The 15,716-nt window shown below is 67.5% G+C and carries 14 protein-coding genes and 1 tRNA gene; 7 read left to right on the top strand and 8 right to left on the bottom strand.

All coding sequences use genetic code 11. The annotated features are described in order from the left end of the window. Positions 1-2: 2 nt before the first annotated feature. The 4 genes from MVA01S_RS15900 to MVA01S_RS15915 all read right to left on the bottom strand — a co-directional run bounded on the left by MVA01S_RS15900 (position 3) and on the right by MVA01S_RS15915 (position 5,162). On the bottom strand, positions 3-2,183 hold the full coding sequence (locus MVA01S_RS15900; protein ID WP_060941635.1) for a DUF5005 domain-containing protein: 2,181 nt from the start codon (positions 2,181-2,183) through the stop codon (positions 3-5). A 174-nt stretch (positions 2,184-2,357) separates the two neighbouring features. Next, positions 2,358-2,714: a hypothetical protein gene (locus MVA01S_RS15905; protein WP_003930489.1), complete on the bottom strand. Its 357-nt coding sequence runs from the start codon at positions 2,712-2,714 to the stop codon at positions 2,358-2,360. A 23-nt stretch (positions 2,715-2,737) separates the two neighbouring features. Beyond that, positions 2,738-4,999 carry a maltose alpha-D-glucosyltransferase gene (treS, locus tag MVA01S_RS15910; RefSeq protein WP_040541189.1) on the bottom strand — a complete coding sequence of 754 codons (2,262 nt, stop codon included), beginning with the start codon at positions 4,997-4,999 and terminating at the stop codon, positions 2,738-2,740. Positions 5,000-5,090: 91 nt separating this feature from the next. Further along, positions 5,091-5,162 (bottom strand) — tRNA-Thr (locus MVA01S_RS15915). A gap of 136 nt (positions 5,163-5,298) precedes the next feature. On the opposite strand from MVA01S_RS15915, the gene MVA01S_RS15920 reads away from it, so the two are divergent. Continuing rightward, entirely contained in the window at positions 5,299-5,706 is a 408-nt protein-coding gene (locus MVA01S_RS15920) for an HNH endonuclease (RefSeq protein WP_003930487.1), read from the top strand. A gap of 43 nt (positions 5,707-5,749) precedes the next feature. Here MVA01S_RS15920 and MVA01S_RS15925 read toward each other — a convergent pair whose 3' ends face one another. Beyond that, positions 5,750-6,484: a hypothetical protein gene (locus tag MVA01S_RS15925; RefSeq protein WP_003930486.1), complete on the bottom strand. Its 735-nt coding sequence runs from the start codon at positions 6,482-6,484 to the stop codon at positions 5,750-5,752. A 96-nt stretch (positions 6,485-6,580) separates the two neighbouring features. Between MVA01S_RS15925 and MVA01S_RS15930 the strand changes: the two genes are divergently transcribed. Both MVA01S_RS15930 and MVA01S_RS15935 read left to right on the top strand, forming a co-directional pair. Further along, positions 6,581-7,297: a response regulator transcription factor gene (locus MVA01S_RS15930; protein ID WP_003930485.1), complete on the top strand. Its 717-nt coding sequence runs from the start codon at positions 6,581-6,583 to the stop codon at positions 7,295-7,297. 35 nt (positions 7,298-7,332) lie between these two features. Next, positions 7,333-8,832 (top strand): sensor histidine kinase, encoded by a 1,500-nt coding sequence (locus MVA01S_RS15935; protein WP_051015273.1) that lies wholly within the window; start codon positions 7,333-7,335, stop codon positions 8,830-8,832. On the opposite strand, the gene MVA01S_RS15940 is transcribed toward MVA01S_RS15935, so the two are convergent. Next, positions 8,815-9,219 (bottom strand): HIT family protein, encoded by a 405-nt coding sequence (locus tag MVA01S_RS15940; RefSeq protein WP_003930483.1) that lies wholly within the window; start codon positions 9,217-9,219, stop codon positions 8,815-8,817. The genes MVA01S_RS15935 and MVA01S_RS15940 overlap by 18 nt on opposite strands. 246 nt (positions 9,220-9,465) lie before the next feature. Between MVA01S_RS15940 and MVA01S_RS15945 the strand changes: the two genes are divergently transcribed. Next, positions 9,466-11,109 (top strand): long-chain-fatty-acid--CoA ligase, encoded by a 1,644-nt coding sequence (locus tag MVA01S_RS15945; protein WP_003930482.1) that lies wholly within the window; start codon positions 9,466-9,468, stop codon positions 11,107-11,109. Here the strand turns inward: MVA01S_RS15945 and MVA01S_RS15950 are convergent. Beyond that, positions 11,093-12,373, bottom strand: coding sequence for a cytochrome P450 (locus MVA01S_RS15950; protein WP_003930481.1), 1,281 nt, complete (start codon positions 12,371-12,373; stop codon positions 11,093-11,095). The genes MVA01S_RS15945 and MVA01S_RS15950 overlap by 17 nt on opposite strands. A gap of 113 nt (positions 12,374-12,486) precedes the next feature. On the opposite strand from MVA01S_RS15950, the gene MVA01S_RS15955 reads away from it, so the two are divergent. The 3 genes from MVA01S_RS15955 (at position 12,487) to MVA01S_RS15965 (ending at position 14,917) form a co-directional block, all read left to right on the top strand. Then, entirely contained in the window at positions 12,487-13,074 is a 588-nt protein-coding gene (locus tag MVA01S_RS15955; protein ID WP_003930480.1) for a TetR/AcrR family transcriptional regulator, read from the top strand. Between the two features lie 76 nt (positions 13,075-13,150). Then, positions 13,151-13,990 (top strand): mycofactocin-coupled SDR family oxidoreductase, encoded by an 840-nt coding sequence (locus MVA01S_RS15960; RefSeq protein ID WP_003930479.1) that lies wholly within the window; start codon positions 13,151-13,153, stop codon positions 13,988-13,990. A gap of 6 nt (positions 13,991-13,996) precedes the next feature. Then, positions 13,997-14,917: a TIGR03619 family F420-dependent LLM class oxidoreductase gene (locus tag MVA01S_RS15965; protein ID WP_003930478.1), complete on the top strand. Its 921-nt coding sequence runs from the start codon at positions 13,997-13,999 to the stop codon at positions 14,915-14,917. Between the two features lies 1 nt (position 14,918). On the opposite strand, the gene MVA01S_RS15970 is transcribed toward MVA01S_RS15965, so the two are convergent. Then, positions 14,919-15,716: SDR family NAD(P)-dependent oxidoreductase (locus MVA01S_RS15970; protein WP_060941636.1), on the bottom strand; the 798-nt coding region annotated here is incomplete at its 5' end.

Below are 15,716 nucleotides of genomic sequence, written 5' to 3' on the forward strand. Positions count from 1 at the left end.
GATCACAGCTTCGTCAGGTCGGTTTTCATCAGCATGATGTTGTAGTCCGACCACAGCGACAGGTTCCAGTAGAGGTCCGACCCCGTGCCCTGGGTCGACGGCGACCACGGGTGCAGCATCGGCGCGTAGATGCCACCGCTCTGCTGGCCCATCAGCACCGTGGCGTCCGACCAACCGCCCTCGGGCCTGTCGGACGTACGCATCACGATGTTGTTGAACTGGTCGCCGTAGAGCACCACGTACTTCTGCAGGTACTCGTTGTACTGCACCGACATCTCGCTGACGGTGTATCCGGGTTTCGTGCCGCCGCACGCCCCGCCCGTCTTGCCGATGACCGCCGAGGCCGAGGACGGATTCCCCTTGACCCACTTGGCCGGCGAGCCGCCGAACCAGCCCTTGGAGGCAGCCTTGTAGTACTCGTATTTACCTGCGTTGAGGATGTCCTCGGGGGCGACGCGCGCGACGTAGGCCGCGCCCTGGCGGCCGTTCGGGGTGCCGTACATGTAGACGTATCCATCGTCGCCCTTGACGAACGCCGACTGCTGGAAGTTGCGGTTACCGCTCAACAATGAGTTGTAGCGGACACTTTCGGGTGCGACCTTGAAGTTCTCGCCGTTGTCGGTCGAGTACGCGATCGCCGAGTAGTTCGTGCTCCAACGACCGGCCTGACCCCAGTTCGACACCGACATGAAGCTGACGTACTGGATAGTGCCGAACGGGGTGTCCTCGGTGACCTCGGTGGGCAGCGAGACACCGGCGGTGGGGATCAGCGTCACCGAATTCGGCAGCCAGGTCGGACGATTGATGATCGGGCGCGCCTCGGTCGGGCCGGACAGTGGCGCCCCGCCGAACATGTTGCCGTTCTTCCATTCGCCGTCCGGGATCGTCATGCCGTCGGACAGGTCCCGGTCGGAGCTGCGGAACAGCGTGTTGTAGATCCACCGGCCGGTCATGCCCTTGGCGCCGAAGGTGTCGCCGACGGCGATCAGGATCTGGCGCTCGTCGAAGGGTGTGTTGGGATCGTCGACCATGCCGTTGTCCCACATGACTCCGACGTCGGTGCCGTAGACCCCGAATCGGGCCAGCGTATTGGCGAGTTCCTTGTTGCCGCCGTAGACCGTCGTGCCGGTCACCCAGCTGATGAACCGCGTCGACGCGCTCACCTGCGGGTTGAGCCAGGGTGAGTAGGACGGAACCAGCGCGGCGGCAGCGGCCGCGTCGTCGGCCAGCGCGAGACTGGTCGGCGTCACCACGGCACCGCGCGGGGCGTTGGTGGTGGAGCGCGCGGCGAACAGGTTGTCGAGTTCACGGCGCGCGAAGGACAACAGCGCCCACAGGAACGGTGGGGTGGGAGCGTCGCCCGGCTGGGCCGCGGCCTTCTGGCGGGCCCAGTCCAGCATGCTGTTGACCACGTTGACCACGGCGGTGATCAGGGTCGGCTTCTTCGCTGCGGCCTGGTCCTGCTGGGTGGTCAGCAACGCCGCCACCTTGGGGGAGATCGTCTTCGGGCCGGCCTCGGCCAGCTTGGTGGCCGAGGCGAACACCGCGACCTTCGTGGGCTCCTGCGGCGGCACGCCCGGATCGTCGGGTGCGTCGACGGAGGTCTTGTCGGTCGCCGTCTGGTCGGTCGGCGCGCTGTCCTGCTCTCCGGCCTTTGTCCCGGCTTCGGGCTCGGTGTCGGTGGGCCGGGTGGCGGGGGTGGTCTTCGGCGGGGTCGGGACTGTCGCGTCGTCCCCGGGGTCGGCGGGATCCGCGTCGTCCTCGCCTGCCTCGACCGGCGCGGTATCGACGGGCTCGGTATCGACCGGGTCGGTATCGACCGGGTCGGGGGCGGTTTCGGTGTCGTCCTCGTCGTCGGCCCCGGGTTCGGGGTGCTCCTCGGGCGCGTCCTCGGTGTCGTCCCCGGTGGCGTCCTCGGTGTCGGCGGGCTCGTCGGCGCCATCCTCATCCAGGCCCGCGGTCGACTCGTCCTCCGGTTCGGACTTCTGCTGCGGCTCGGACTTGGTGGCGGCGGTCTCAGGAGTCCGGTCCGCGGCGCGGTCGGTACCCGAGCTTGCCGAACTCCTGGCCGAGGAGTCGGTGTCGTCGGCCCAGGCCACCCCTTGGCCTGCAAAGACTGCTGATCCGACGCCCAGCGCGACGGCCAGACCGCCCACCCGACCGACATACGCTGCGGAACCCATGAAACCCCTTCGGCAAAGCCTGAACAGTCCCCCGACGTGGCGTCCATTGAAACGCATTACCGGGAGAGTGGCGAGCAAAAGGTTATATCGTCAGAGTTCTCGTTTCGTTACTGTGACCTCGCCGTTGTCCGCGCCCGCGGCCGAGCGTCTATTCGGGCAAACGCACATTGCGGGTCAGTCGAGGTTTTCCAATGCCTTTTCGTACAAGCCGACGGCCTCGGCAATGCCGTCGCCGAGCCATGCGTCCGCGACGCCGACCTGATCGGCGACGAGTTGCACGCGGGTCAGCCACAGTTCGAAGTCATGATCGCGCCGGAGATCGTCGATCTGCGACTTGGAACCCCGGATCAGGATGAAGCCGCCGAGCTCGATGCTCTGCGGCTTCAGGACGACCCGGTCGAAGCCCTCGATCCGGTCCTGTTCGCGCAGACCGGCCAGGTAGCCCTCGGTCTCGACGAGCAGATCCAGCGCGTTGCGTTCCCGTCCGCGCGTCGGCACACCCCATGCGACCCACAGTCCTGCTTCGGCCATGCGTCGACGCTACTGGACGGCCGTCAGCCCGCGTCCGGGTCCTCGTGTCCGTCGGGGGCCTGGACGAGCAGGGACAGACCCTGGTGCGCGCCGAGCTCGAGAGCGAAGCTGTGCAGATCGTCCACGGTGGCCAGCGCTTTCCCGGAGAACATGTCCGACACCTCGCTGCCGGGTGGCAGCTTCAGCGAGCGCACCGTGCCTGCGACGTGCTCGTTGGCGAAGTTGAGCACCGTCAACTGGTATCGACCCTCGTCGGCGAGCTGATGCACCAGGACCAGCATGCCGCGGTGCGACACCTCGGGGATGTCGATCTGCCTGCTGGTGGCGATGCCGTAGTGGGAACGCACCTTCAGGATCGCCTGCAGCTGACTCAGGAAACTGGTGTCGTCGGCGAGCTGATCCGGGATGGGCCCGTAAAGGCTTCGGCCCCTGGGCATTCCCGCGGGGGACTGGGTCGCGGTGGGATTGACGCCCATCAGGTCGTGTGCGGCGCGGTGGATCCAGCGGGTGTCGCCGCCGCGCAGCAGCTCCGGGATCTGCGACGGCGGCAGCGTGAGCATCCCGCAGACGTCCCAGCCCGACAACGCGAACACCCCGGGCTGCAGCGCGTTGAACATGGCCAGCAGCAGGTGGGCCCGGCGGATCCGGTCGATCTGCTCCTCGTCGACGATGTCGTCCAGTGCGGTGATGCCCAGCGTCGCCGCGATCACCGTCGCGGTGGTGCACGCGATGCCGTTCGTGGTGAACACCAGGTTGTACGGGGCGTTGGGGCCGGTGAGCCGGTCGCTGAGGTCCCTGCGGACCGTCTCGCCCAGCACCTCGCCGGTGATCTCCTCGCCCTTGTAGCTGTACACGTCGTCGCGGTGCCCGTTGGACCAGTGGACCAGCTCGTAGGTGAGCTCGTCGTGGTTCTGCAGCGCGTGTACCAGGGACGCCGGGTCGACGCCGAGCTCGAGGGTGGTGCGCAGCGCCAGGCGCAGGAACTCGGTGTCGGCGGTGGCCAGCGCGTGATGCGCCGCGGGCCGGGTGATGAAGTCGTAGGACAGGTCGGCGCCCGCCTCGCCGATGTCGCGGATGTCGTCGATGGTGAGGTTGAGCTCCTGGAACGTGAACCCCCCGACCTTGCGCACCATGCTGGCGATCAGATGGTTGGCGGCCTCCGAGAGCGGGTGGCCCTCCGACCAGGCTGCGCTCTCCTCGGCAGCGGTCTTCTCCGCACCGAGGAAACCGTTGGCGTCCAAGCGGAGTCCGCCGGTGCCCAGGTCGGTCAGCGAGTGCAGCGCGTCGCCGATGACCAGCCGCATCCCGGCGAACGACGGGTCGAGCCAGTTGATGGAGGGCTGGCCGTCCTTGAAGTAGTGCAGGTACACCCAGCGGCGTTCGACGCCGTCGATCCCGACCACCGGCCGGGTGACGCTCCAGTTGGTCTCCTTGATGCCCTCGGCGTAGAAGATGACCCGTTGCAGCCGGCCGATGATGTAGCCGGCTTTGTCCAGCCACTCCTCGGTCGCGGGGTCGATGTTGACCGAGTCGGCGCCGGGCGGCACCTCGGGCAGGTGCTCCCAGTCCCGGGGATCGACCTCGACCATGTGGTAGATGCCGGGATAGTCGGCGTACTTCAATTCGGCGAGCCGGAAATCGGCGCCCTTGCCGGTGTGGCCCGGCACGATGTCGTCGATGATGGTGCCGCCGTACCAGTTGGCGGTGCCGCACATCTGCCGGAACTCTTCCTCGGTGCCGAACGCGGGGTCGATCTCGGTGCTGATCCGGTCGAAGTGGCCGTCCACGCTGGGCGTCAGTTCCCAGCCGGAGATACCGCCGGCCCTCTTCACCGGGCCGGTGTGCACCGCCTCGATCCCGATATCGGCGAACGCCTTCCACATGTCGGGGTCGGCCATCGCCTTCAGGAACGACTCGTTGGACCGGGTGATCAGCGACAGCGGGTAGGCGGTGAACCACACCGAGGCGGTCTCGACCGCGCCACGCGGGCTGGGCTTGGCATACGGGTTCTGCCACATCGAGCCCTGGCCGGAGAACTGCTGGCTGATCTGATTCGCATCGGCCAGCATCGACTGGCTGATCAGCCACGACACATAGGCGGGGTTGTCGCCGGTGGGGGAGCCGTCGCGGGCCAGCGAGCGACGGGTGAACGGCTGACGCACACGCGGGCGGAACCGCAGCGACCGCGGCCGGGCAGGGTGCAGATGTTCGTCGAAATTGAGCTCGGGCGTCTCTGGAGTATCACTGCCCTGGTCTTCGGGTTCGGACTCCACGGCTTGGGACAAGGTTCCGCCTTCGCAAGGTTGGTTTCGTAGCGACCGCTACCGAGTATTGCCGGGTCCGGGGCATGTTGAAACTGCAGCGAAGGTATTGGCGAGCCCCCTGTCAGGATTGAACTGACGACCTACGCTTTACAAGAGCGTTGCTCTACCACTGAGCTAAGGAGGCGTGTCCCGTGTGGGACGTGCAAGATCCTATCGCTCGGTCGGCGGCTTCGATAATTCTCCGGTGCGGTCCCCGCCGCTGTCGTCGGCCGCTGCGGTAGGGCCGGTCCCTGTCGGTGTCCGAGCCTAGCGTTCGGGATGTGTCGACAACCTGTGCCGGCTGTGGCGGTGATATCCCAGGTCGACGACGGAAGGTGTTCTGCACCAATGCATGTCAACAGGTGCATCGACGCCGTTTGCTGTTGGAGGCCTGGCTCGCCACCGGGACGTGTGGCCGGACGTCCTACCAGGGCCACTACGTTCGGGATTACCTTCACGAGCAGCAGGGCGGGCGCTGCGCCATCTGCGGTCTCGCAGACCGGTGGAATGGCACAGCCCTGGCCTTGATCGTCGACCATATCGACGGCGATTCCGGGAACGACCGGCGTGAGAATCTCAGACTGATCTGTCCCAACTGCGACAGTCAGCTTCCGACCTACAAGGCCCGAAATCGGGGTAGCGGGCGCTACTACCGGCGGCGGCGATACGCGGACGGCTCGTCTTACTGACCCCGACCCTGAACCTCGCCGGCCTGTGATCCGGCGACGCCGCTCATTCCTCGACGTCGATAATCCGCTGTGAGGTCACCGGGCGCGACGTCGGTCGGGGGCGCGGGCGCCGGCCGGGCAGCGGGATGCGGTCGGCGATGTTGCTCAGCGGGTTGACCACCTGGCTGAGCACGATCACGGCCTCGCGCAGCGCCTCGATCGTGGGTTCGAGGGCCTCCAGCCCGGGGGCCAGCCGGTTCAGGGTGTCGGCGACGGCGGTGAGCTGTTCGAGCGGGCCGTTGCGCGCGGTCAGCGTGTCGACCACGCCGCCCTCGGCGAACAACCGGTCGGCGACCCCGTCCTCGGCGAGCAGCCGGTCGACGAGGCCGTCCTCGGCCAGCAGCTGGTCCACCAGGCCGCCGGGTTCGAGGGTGCGCATCAGGCCGCCCTCCTCCTCGGTCAGCCGGTCGAGGACGCCGCCCGGAGCGGTGAGGCGGTCCACCACGCCGCCGGGGCGCAGCAGACGGTCGATCGGACCGTCCGGCGCCAGCGCACGGCCGAGCGGTTGGTCCTCGTCCATCAGCCGGGCCAGCCGGTTGGCGCGATCCACGGCGTCCTGCACACCGAGCATCGACGCGAACGACGTCGGCGGCTGCCGCACGCCGTCCCTGGACTCGCCGAGGGTGCGGTTCGCCATGTCGAGCGCGCCGCTGGCCATCCCGAGGCCGGCCTCGGCGACGGCCAGCCCCGCCCGCACCGGCGCGAACGCGAGATCGGTGAGGGATTTGCCGAGGTTCATCCAGCCAGTCTATGGACCGCGCAAGCACAAACTCACAGGAAGTGCACAGCTGGCCCGCAGTACATTTCCAAGTGAGGCGGTGAACAGTTGAACGCTATGGCCATGCCTGTACCGGAGAACATTCCCGAGGCTCGCGTCTTGGTGGTCGACGACGAGGCCAACATCGTCGAGCTGCTGTCCGTCAGCCTGAAGTTCCAGGGGTTCGAGGTGCACACCGCCTCCAACGGTCCTGCCGCGTTGGACAAGGCACGCGAGGTGCGACCGGACGCGATCATCCTCGACGTCATGATGCCCGGGATGGACGGCTTCGGGTTGCTTCGCCGGCTCCGTGCCGACGGCATCGACGCACCCGCGCTGTTCCTGACCGCGCGCGACTCGCTGCAGGACAAGATCGCGGGGCTGACGCTGGGCGGCGACGACTACGTGACCAAGCCGTTCAGTCTCGAAGAGGTGGTGGCCCGGCTCCGGGTGATCCTGCGCCGGTCCGGGCGGGGCGCCGAGGAACCCCGCCCGTCGCGGCTGACGTTCGCCGACATCGAACTCGACGAGGACACCCACGAGGTGTGGAAGGCCGGCGAACCGGTGTCGCTGTCGCCGACCGAGTTCACCCTGCTGCGCTACTTCATCATCAACGCCGGGACCGTGCTGTCGAAGCCGAAGATCCTCGACCACGTGTGGCGCTACGACTTCGGCGGCGACGTCAACGTCGTCGAGTCCTATGTGTCCTACCTGCGGCGCAAGGTCGACACCGGGGACAAGCGGTTGCTGCACACGTTGAGGGGTGTGGGCTATGTCCTCCGGGAACCGCGGTAGGTCGAAGGCCCCGCTGAGCGCCCGCGCGAAGAGTTATGGGTGGCGGTGACGCCCCGACCGTTGACAATGGGGGAGTGCAGGGTCGTTTCAGTCGGGGTCTTCCGCTTCGGGTAGCGCTCGTCGCCGCCACGCTGCTGCTGGTGGCCTGCGGCCTGCTGGCCTCCGGCATCGCGGTGACGACGATCATGCAGCACAGCATGATGAACCGGGTCGACGACACCCTGCTCGACGCGTCCCGCGGCTGGGCGCAGGTGCCGCGCCGGGCTCCCACGGTCACCGTCGACGATCCGAACCCGGCGCGTCCGCCGTCGGATTTCTACGTGCGCGGCATCGATCCCGACGGTCATGTCTGGATGGTGGTCAACGACCGCAAGCACGAGCCGGTGCTGCCCGCCGACAACGACGTCGGACCGCAGCCCGTCACCGTCGGTTCGGTCGATCGCTCGGACGTGCAGTGGCGGGCGATGACGGTCCGCGGCCTGCGCGGTGAGCTGACCACGGTGGCCATCGACCTGTCCGACGTGAAATCCACCATGCGCTCGCTGGTCTACACACAGCTCGGCATCGGGACCGCGGTGCTCCTGGTCCTCGGCATCGCCGGTTACGCCGTGGTGCACCGCAGCCTGCGCCCGCTGTCGGAGGTCGAGCAGACCGCCGCCGCGATCGCGGCCGGCCAGCTGGACCGACGCGTCCCCGAGCGTGACCCGCGTACCGAAGTGGGCCGTTTGTCGTTGGCGCTCAACGGGATGCTCGCCCAGATCCAGCAGGCGATGGCGTCATCGGAATCCTCGGCAGAGCAGGCGCGCAGCTCCGAGGAACGGATGCGTCGTTTCATCACCGACGCCAGCCACGAACTGCGCACCCCGTTGACGACGATCCGCGGTTTCGCCGAGCTGTACCGGCAGGGCGCGGCCCGCGACGTCGAGATGCTGATGAGCCGTATCGAGAGTGAGTCACGCCGGATGGGCCTGCTCGTCGAGGACCTGCTGCTGCTGGCCCGGCTGGATGCACAGCGTCCGTTGGAACGGCATCGGGTGGACCTGCTCGCGCTGGCCACCGATGCGGTGCACGACGCCCAGTCGATCGCCCCGTCCCGCCGCATCCGGATGGAGGTGTTCGACGGCCCGGGCACCCCGGAGGTGCTGGGCGACGAGGCGCGTCTGCGTCAGGTGCTGTCCAATCTGGTCGCCAACGCGCTGCAGCACACCCCCGACACCGCGGCGGTCACCGTGCGGGTCGGCACCGAGGACGATGTCGCGGTTCTGGAGATCTGCGACGAGGGACCCGGCATGCGCCCGGAGGACGCGCAGCGGGTCTTCGAACGCTTCTACCGCGCCGACGAGTCCCGGGCGCGGGCCAGCGGCGGGACCGGGCTGGGCCTGTCGATCGTCGACTCCCTGGTGTACGCGCACGGCGGCCGGGTCACCGTGACCACCGCCCCCGGTCAGGGTTCCCGGTTCCGGGTGACCCTGCCGCGGTTCGCGGACGCCACCCCCGACGCGGAGGTGCCGGTCAGCTCAGCCCAGGTCGGCTAGTGCGGCCTTGATCTTGGCCTGCGCCTCGTCGAGGGACTCCGGCGACGGATTCTGGTCGACGTTGGCGAATCCGAAGTCCGACAGGTTGCGCGCGGGGAAGACGTGCACATGCAGGTGCGGCACCTCGAGCCCGGCGATGATGAGGCCGGACCGTTCGGTGTCGAACGCCTTGCACACGGCTTTGCCGATCAGCTGGGATACCTCCATCACCCGCGCGAACACCGCGGGGTCGACGTCGTGCCAGTTGTCGATCTCGGCGCGCGGGACGACGAGGGTGTGCCCCTGCGTCATCGGCTGGATCGTCAGGAACGCCACGATGTCGTCGTCCTCGTAGACGAATCGCCCGGGCAGTTCGCGGTTGATGATCTTGGTGAAGACGGTCGCCATGCCGTCGAGCATTCCAGCCCCGCGGCCTCAGGAGAAGCATGGGGTGTCCGTCGCCGCGCGGATCCCCACGCACACGTCGCCGGTCGAGAACGTCGGATCCACCCTCGTCGGAGTTGCCGCCGGCCAATCGGGCGATGTGTCAAGGTCATTGGGAATGTCCGTGCCCGGGGACCCCCGGATACTTCCGGATCAGGCGGCACAGATTCTGCCCCCGTGAGCAGCGGCTTCTGGGTTAGCGTGGTGCGCATGTTGGGATTGATGCAGGACCGTCCGCTGATGATCTCCTCGCTGATCGAGCACGCGGCCGCCTTCCACGGCGACACCGAGATCGTGTCGAGGCTGCCCGAAGGCCCCATCCGGCGGACCACCTGGCGCGAGACGAACGAGAGCTCCAAGCAGGTAGCCAACGCGCTGGCCGAACTCGGCATCGAGCAGGGGGACCGGGTCGCCACGCTGGCATGGAACAGCGACCGTCACCTCGCCCTGTACTTCGGGGTGTCGGGATCGGGCGCGGTGATGCACACCGTCAACCCGCGACTGTTCGCCGAGCAGATCGTCTACATCGTCAATCACGCCGAGGACCGGGTGCTGTTCTTCGACATCACCTTCGCCCCACTGGTCGCACAGGTGGCGAGCGAACTGACCACGGTCGAGACCTATGTCGCGATGACCGGCCGCGACCACATGCCCGAGCTCCCCGGAATCCCGGAGGAGCGGCTGCTGTGCTGGGATGACCTCGTCGGCCGCCAGTCCACCCATTACGACTGGCCGGAGTTCGACGAGCGCACCGCATCGTCATTGTGTTACACCTCCGGCACCACCGGAAACCCGAAAGGTGTTCTGTACTCGCATCGTTCGACCGTGCTGCACGCGATGCTGTCGCTGTCGCGCGATACGTTCGACATCAACAGCGCCACCACGCTGCTGCTGGTGGTACCGATGTTCCACGCCAACGCCTGGGGCACGCCGTATTCCGCGGCGATGGTCGGCGCGAAGCTGGTGCTGCCCGGGCCCCATCTGGACGGCGAAAGCGTGTACGGGCTGCTGCGCGACGAGAGCGTCACGATCATGCAGGGCGTGCCGACGGTGTGGTTGATGCTGTTCTCCTATCTCGACGACCATCCCGAGATCGACCCGCACGAACTGAAACTGGAGTGGGCGGGCATCGGCGGCTCGGCGCTGTCGCGGTCGATGCTGGAACGGATCGAGCAGGATCTGGGCGCTGAGGGTGGTCAGGGCTGGGGGATGACGGAGACCAGCCCGATCTGCGCGGTGGGCCGGCTGCTGCCCAAGCACGCCGCCCTTCCGGTCGAGGAGCAGCACGCGGTCAAGCTCAAGCAGGGTCGTGGCGTGTTCGGCGTGGAGCTCAAGATCGTCGACGAGTCCGGCGACCGGCTGCCCTGGGACGGCAAGGCTTTCGGCGAGGTCTTCGTCCGCGGTCCGTGGATCGCCAGCGGCTACTTCAAGGGCGAGGGCGGCGACAAGCTGGACGCGGAGGGCTTCTTCCCGACCGGCGACGTCGCGACCATCGACCCGGACGGGTATCTGCACCTGGTCGACCGCACCAAGGACGTCATCAAGTCAGGCGGTGAGTGGGTCAGCTCCATCGACCTGGAGAACGCGGCGATGGGTCATCCCGCGATCGCGGAGGCCGCGGTCATCGGTGTGCCGCACCCGAAGTGGCAGGAACGCCCGCTGCTGATCGCGGTGCTGCGCCCCGGGCGCGACGCGACCAGGGAGGAGATCCTGGAGTATCTGTCCGGCCAGGTCGCCAAGTGGTGGCTGCCCGACGACGTGGTGTTCGTCGACGAGTTGCCGCACACCGCGACCGGCAAGGTACTCAAACTCAAGCTGCGTGAGCAGTACCGGGATGCTAACCGGCAGCAGTGAATTCGATGTGCAGCGCGGAAAGCCCGCGGAGCAGGAACGTGGGGTCGTAGGGGTAGTTGCGCTGCCCGGCCGGTCCGTGGGCCGATTCGTCGATCCTGATCTCGCTCATCCGGTCCAGCAGTCGGCGGACCGTGATCTGCCCCTCGACCCGGGCCAGCGGGGCCCCGGCGCAGGTGTGGATGCCGCGGCCGAACGCGATGTGCTCGCGGACGTTCTTGCGGTCCGGACGGAACTCGTGCGGATCCTCGAACTTGCGCGGATCCCGGTTGGCCGCACCGAGGCACAGCATCACGATGCTTCCGGCCTTGAGGTGGACCCCGCCGAGCGTGGTGGTCTTGCGGACCAGGCGGAAGTCGACCTTGGTCGGTGCGTTCATCCGCAGCGACTCTTCGATGAACGTCGGGATGCGGTCCGGGTGCGCACGCAGAGCCCGTTGGTGTTCGGGCTGTTCGGCCAGCGTCTTGACCGCCGCACTGAGCAGTTTGGTGACGGTCTCCTGACCGGCGGCGAACAGGAATGTCGCGGGCTTGACCACCTCGAGGAGCTCCGGTGTCGAACCGTCCGGGTACACGGCGGTGGCCATGCCCGAGAGCACGTCGCCGCGGGGTTCTCGGCGCCGCTCGGCGAGGTAACCGGCGAATTTGTCGTCGAGGTACTGCAGCGGATCCAGGCCCACCGGCTCGCCGTCGAGGGCGCCGACCCGGGCTCCGTCGGGCTGCTCGGCACCCAGCGCGGCCAGGAACTCGGGCCGATCTTCGTCCGGCACCCCGAGAAGATCGATGATCGCCGACGTGGCAAAGGGTTTGGCGTACTCGGAGAGGAACTCGCACCGGCCCTTACCGATGAACAGGTCGATCTGGCTGTCGACGAGTGACCACATGTAGTCCTCGTTCTCCTTGAGCCGTCGCGGCGTCAGGAGCTTGTTGAGCAGGGACCGGGCCCGTTCATGGGCGGGTGGGTCCATCACCACCATGTGCTCGTAGATCGGGAACAGGTGGCGGTGCGCCTCGATCTGTTCGGTGATGTCGTCACCCTCGGGCACGAAGGGCAGCGGCGGGAACGGCCCACCGATCGCATTGACCGCCGAGAAAGAGTCGTGGTCCTTGAACGCCGCGAGCACCTCCTGGTATCCGGTGACCGCGTAGACGCCGTGATGGGGTTCCTGGTACACCGGGTTCTGCTCGCGCAGATGGTCCCAGTAGCCGTAGGGATCCTGGCTCAGTTCGTAGTCGGAGAAGAAATCCACGGAGGCGAGATCGGTCATCGGCGCGGCCGTCCTTTCGCTTGCCTGATCGATCGACCAGGCTGCTAGAATGAGCCATGCTTACCACGGTGTTCGACGTACGGTCAAGCAATTCTCACGCGGATAGTCGCTGAATGTCGGCCCCGCCCAAGGCTCGTGGGGACGCCACCGCACGCCAACGGCTCATCGAGGCGACTGCGAAGATCATGCGTGAGGAGGGCTACGCCGCAGCGACTTCCCGCAAGGTGGCCGCCGAGGCCGGCGTCAAGCAGGCCCTCGTCTATTACTACTTCCCGACGATGGACGACTTGTTCGTCGAGGTGCTGCGCGCCGGCGCCGAGAGCTCCCTGGAGCACATGAGGGCCGCGTTGACCAACGAGGATCCGCTGCGGGCGCTGTGGGCGATCAACAGTGATCCCAGCAGGACCGGTCTCAACACCGAGTTCATGGCTTTGGCCAACCACCGCAAGGCCATTCGGATCGAGTTGCGCGCGTACGCAGAACGGGTCCGCGACATCGAGACCGCGGCGGTCACGGTGGCGCTGCGCGCCCACGGCGTGGACCTGGAGAATCATCCGCCTGTGGTGATCTCGATGTTGATCGCCCAGGTCGCCCGCAGTCTGTGCAACGAGAGCGCGGTCGGGGTCACCCTGGGCCACGACGAGATGCGCGCCTATGTCGACCGCAGCCTGACACTGCTGATCGCGCAAGGGGATGGTTGACAGTTTCGGTGACAGGTGTCACGATCCTGATCGATCGACAAAATGTCGGTGAAACGGGTGAAATCGAGGTGCGCGCATGGGCGGTCGGGTCGAGGGCAAAGTCGCATTCATCACTGGCGCGGCGCGGGGGCAGGGGCGCAGCCACGCTGTGCGGTTGGCCGAGGAAGGCGCCGACATCATCGCGATCGACGTCTGCGGACCGATCAGCAGCCACACCGACATCCCGCCCGCCACGCCCGAGGACCTGGCCGAGACCGCCGATCTGGTCAAGGGGCTGAATCGGCGGATCGTCACCGCCGAGGTCGATGTGCGTGACTACGCCGCGGTGAAGGCCGCGGTGGACTCCGGGGTGGAGCAGCTGGGCCGCCTCGACATCGTGGTCGCCAACGCCGGTATCGGCAACGGCGGGCAGACGCTGGACCACACCAGCGAAGAGGACTGGACCGACATGATCGACGTCAACCTCTCCGGAGTCTGGAAATCGGTGAAAGCCGCTGTGCCGCACCTGCTCTCCGGCGGCCAAGGTGGATCGATCATCCTGACCAGCTCGGTCGGCGGCCTCAAGCCCTACGCGCACACCGGCCACTACATCGCCGCCAAGCATGGGGTGATCGGCCTGATGCGGACCTTCGCCGTCGAGCTCGGACAGCACTCGATCCGGGTCAACGCCGTCTGCCCGACCAACGTGAACACGCCGCTGTTCATGAACGAGGGCACCATGAAGCTGTTCCGCCCCGATCTGGAGAACCCGGGACCCGACGATCTGGCGGTGGCCGCGCAGTTCATGCATGTGCTGCCGATCGGCTGGGTCGAGCCGCGCGACATCAGCAACGCCGTGCTGTTCCTGGCCTCTGACGAGGCGCGTTACGTCACCGGTCTGCCGATGACCGTCGACGCCGGCAGCATGCTGAAGTAGCGCGGGATGCAACTCGTCTTCGCGCTGCCGCACATGTTGCGGCTACCTGCGATGTCGCAGCCCTGGGAGGCGGAGGTGACCGGGGCGGACCAGACCCGGATGGCCAAGTGCGCGGATGCCTGGGGATACGACATGATCGCTGTCCCCGAGCATTTCGTGATCCCGACCGAGCACGTGGAGTTGTCGGGACCCCACTATCTGCAATCCACGGTGGCGCAGGCCTACCTGGCGGGTGCCACCGACCGGATCCGGCTGAACTCGTGCATCACCGTGTTGCCGCTGCAGCATCCGATCGTGCTGGCCAAGGCCCTGGCCACCGCGGACTGGATGAGCAGCGGCCGGATGATGGTCACCTTCGGGGTGGGCTGGCTCGAAGGCGAGTTCGAGGCGCTCGGAGTTCCGTTCCGCGAGCGCGGCCGGATCGCCGACGAGTACCTGGCGGCGATCAAGGAGCTGTGGACCAGCGAGACACCGAGCTTCCAGGGCAAGTACGTGTCGTTCGACGAGGTCGCGTTCGAGCCCAAACCCGTGCAGAAGCCGCATCTGCCGATCTGGATCGGTGGGGACGCCGATGCGGCGCTGCGCCGCGCGGCCAAGTACGCCTCCGGGTGGTGGTCGTTCCTGACGCCACCCGAACAGATCGCCGAGAGGGTGGAGTTCATCAAGTCCCAGCAGGACTACGACGGCCGCCCGTTCGACGTCGTGCACGGGCTGGGCACCAACCGGGTGGGCGAGGGACATGTCGCGCAAAAGGATCCGCACGCGCGCCCCGGCATGAGCGCGGGCGAGATCGTCGACAAGCTGAGCTGGTTGGGCGAGCAGGGCGTCACCGTCAGCGCGGTGCCGATCCCGAAGGTCGGGGGCGTCGACGAGTACCTCGACTACGCGCAATGGGTGATCGAGGAGATCAAGCCGCAGCTGCCCTGAGCTAGCCGACCTGCGCGGCGATCTCCTCGACGGTCCACGGCGGCTCGTCGTGGTGGTCGCGGTAGGCCACCAGCGACGGGTTCTGCCGGTCGAATCGGCCGACGAATCCCCCTGCCGCGATGAAGATCTGGCCCGTCACGTGGGTGGCCAGGTCGCTGACCAGGTAGGCGTAGGTCGGGGCCGCGTACTCCGGCGGGGCGGCGTCCAGCGCGCCCCGGTAGCTGACCTCGTCGAGCAGGCCGCGGCGGTTGAGCTCGGTGATGTGGGCTTCGTAATCCGCGCCCGTCGACAGCCGGGTCCTGGCCCCCGGGCACACCACGTTCGCGCGCACCCCGTGCTCCTTGAGTTCGGCCGCGATCGCCAGCGTGAGGCTGGTGACGGCGCCCTTGCCTGCGGGGTAGCCGGTGCCGCCGTAGTCGCCGAGGAAAGCGAAGGAACCGGTGTTGACGATGACGCCCGAGCCCTGCCCCACCATCCGTGGGGCCGCTGCGCGGCAGGTCTGGAACGCGGTGCCCAGATGGGCGTCCATCAATTCCTGGAACTGGCCGGAGGTGACGTTCAGAATGGACGAGCCGGCCGGTTCGGCGGTGCCCGCGCAGTTCACCAGCATGTCGATGCGGTCGAACTCGCGCACACAGGTGTCGATCAGCGCGTCGGCGACGGCCGGGTCGGCCGGCGAACCGGGGTGGCCGACGGCGCCGGGAATGCGTTGTGCCGCTTGCTCGGCCGCGTCTGCGTCGCGGCCGTTGACCACCACGCCCGCGCCGTGGGCGGCCAGCAGTTCGGCGACGGCGAGCCC

The organism is Mycolicibacterium vaccae NBRC 14118 = CIP 105934, from assembly GCF_001552715.1.
GTDB classification, from domain to species: Bacteria; Actinomycetota; Actinomycetes; order Mycobacteriales; family Mycobacteriaceae; genus Mycobacterium; species Mycobacterium vaccae.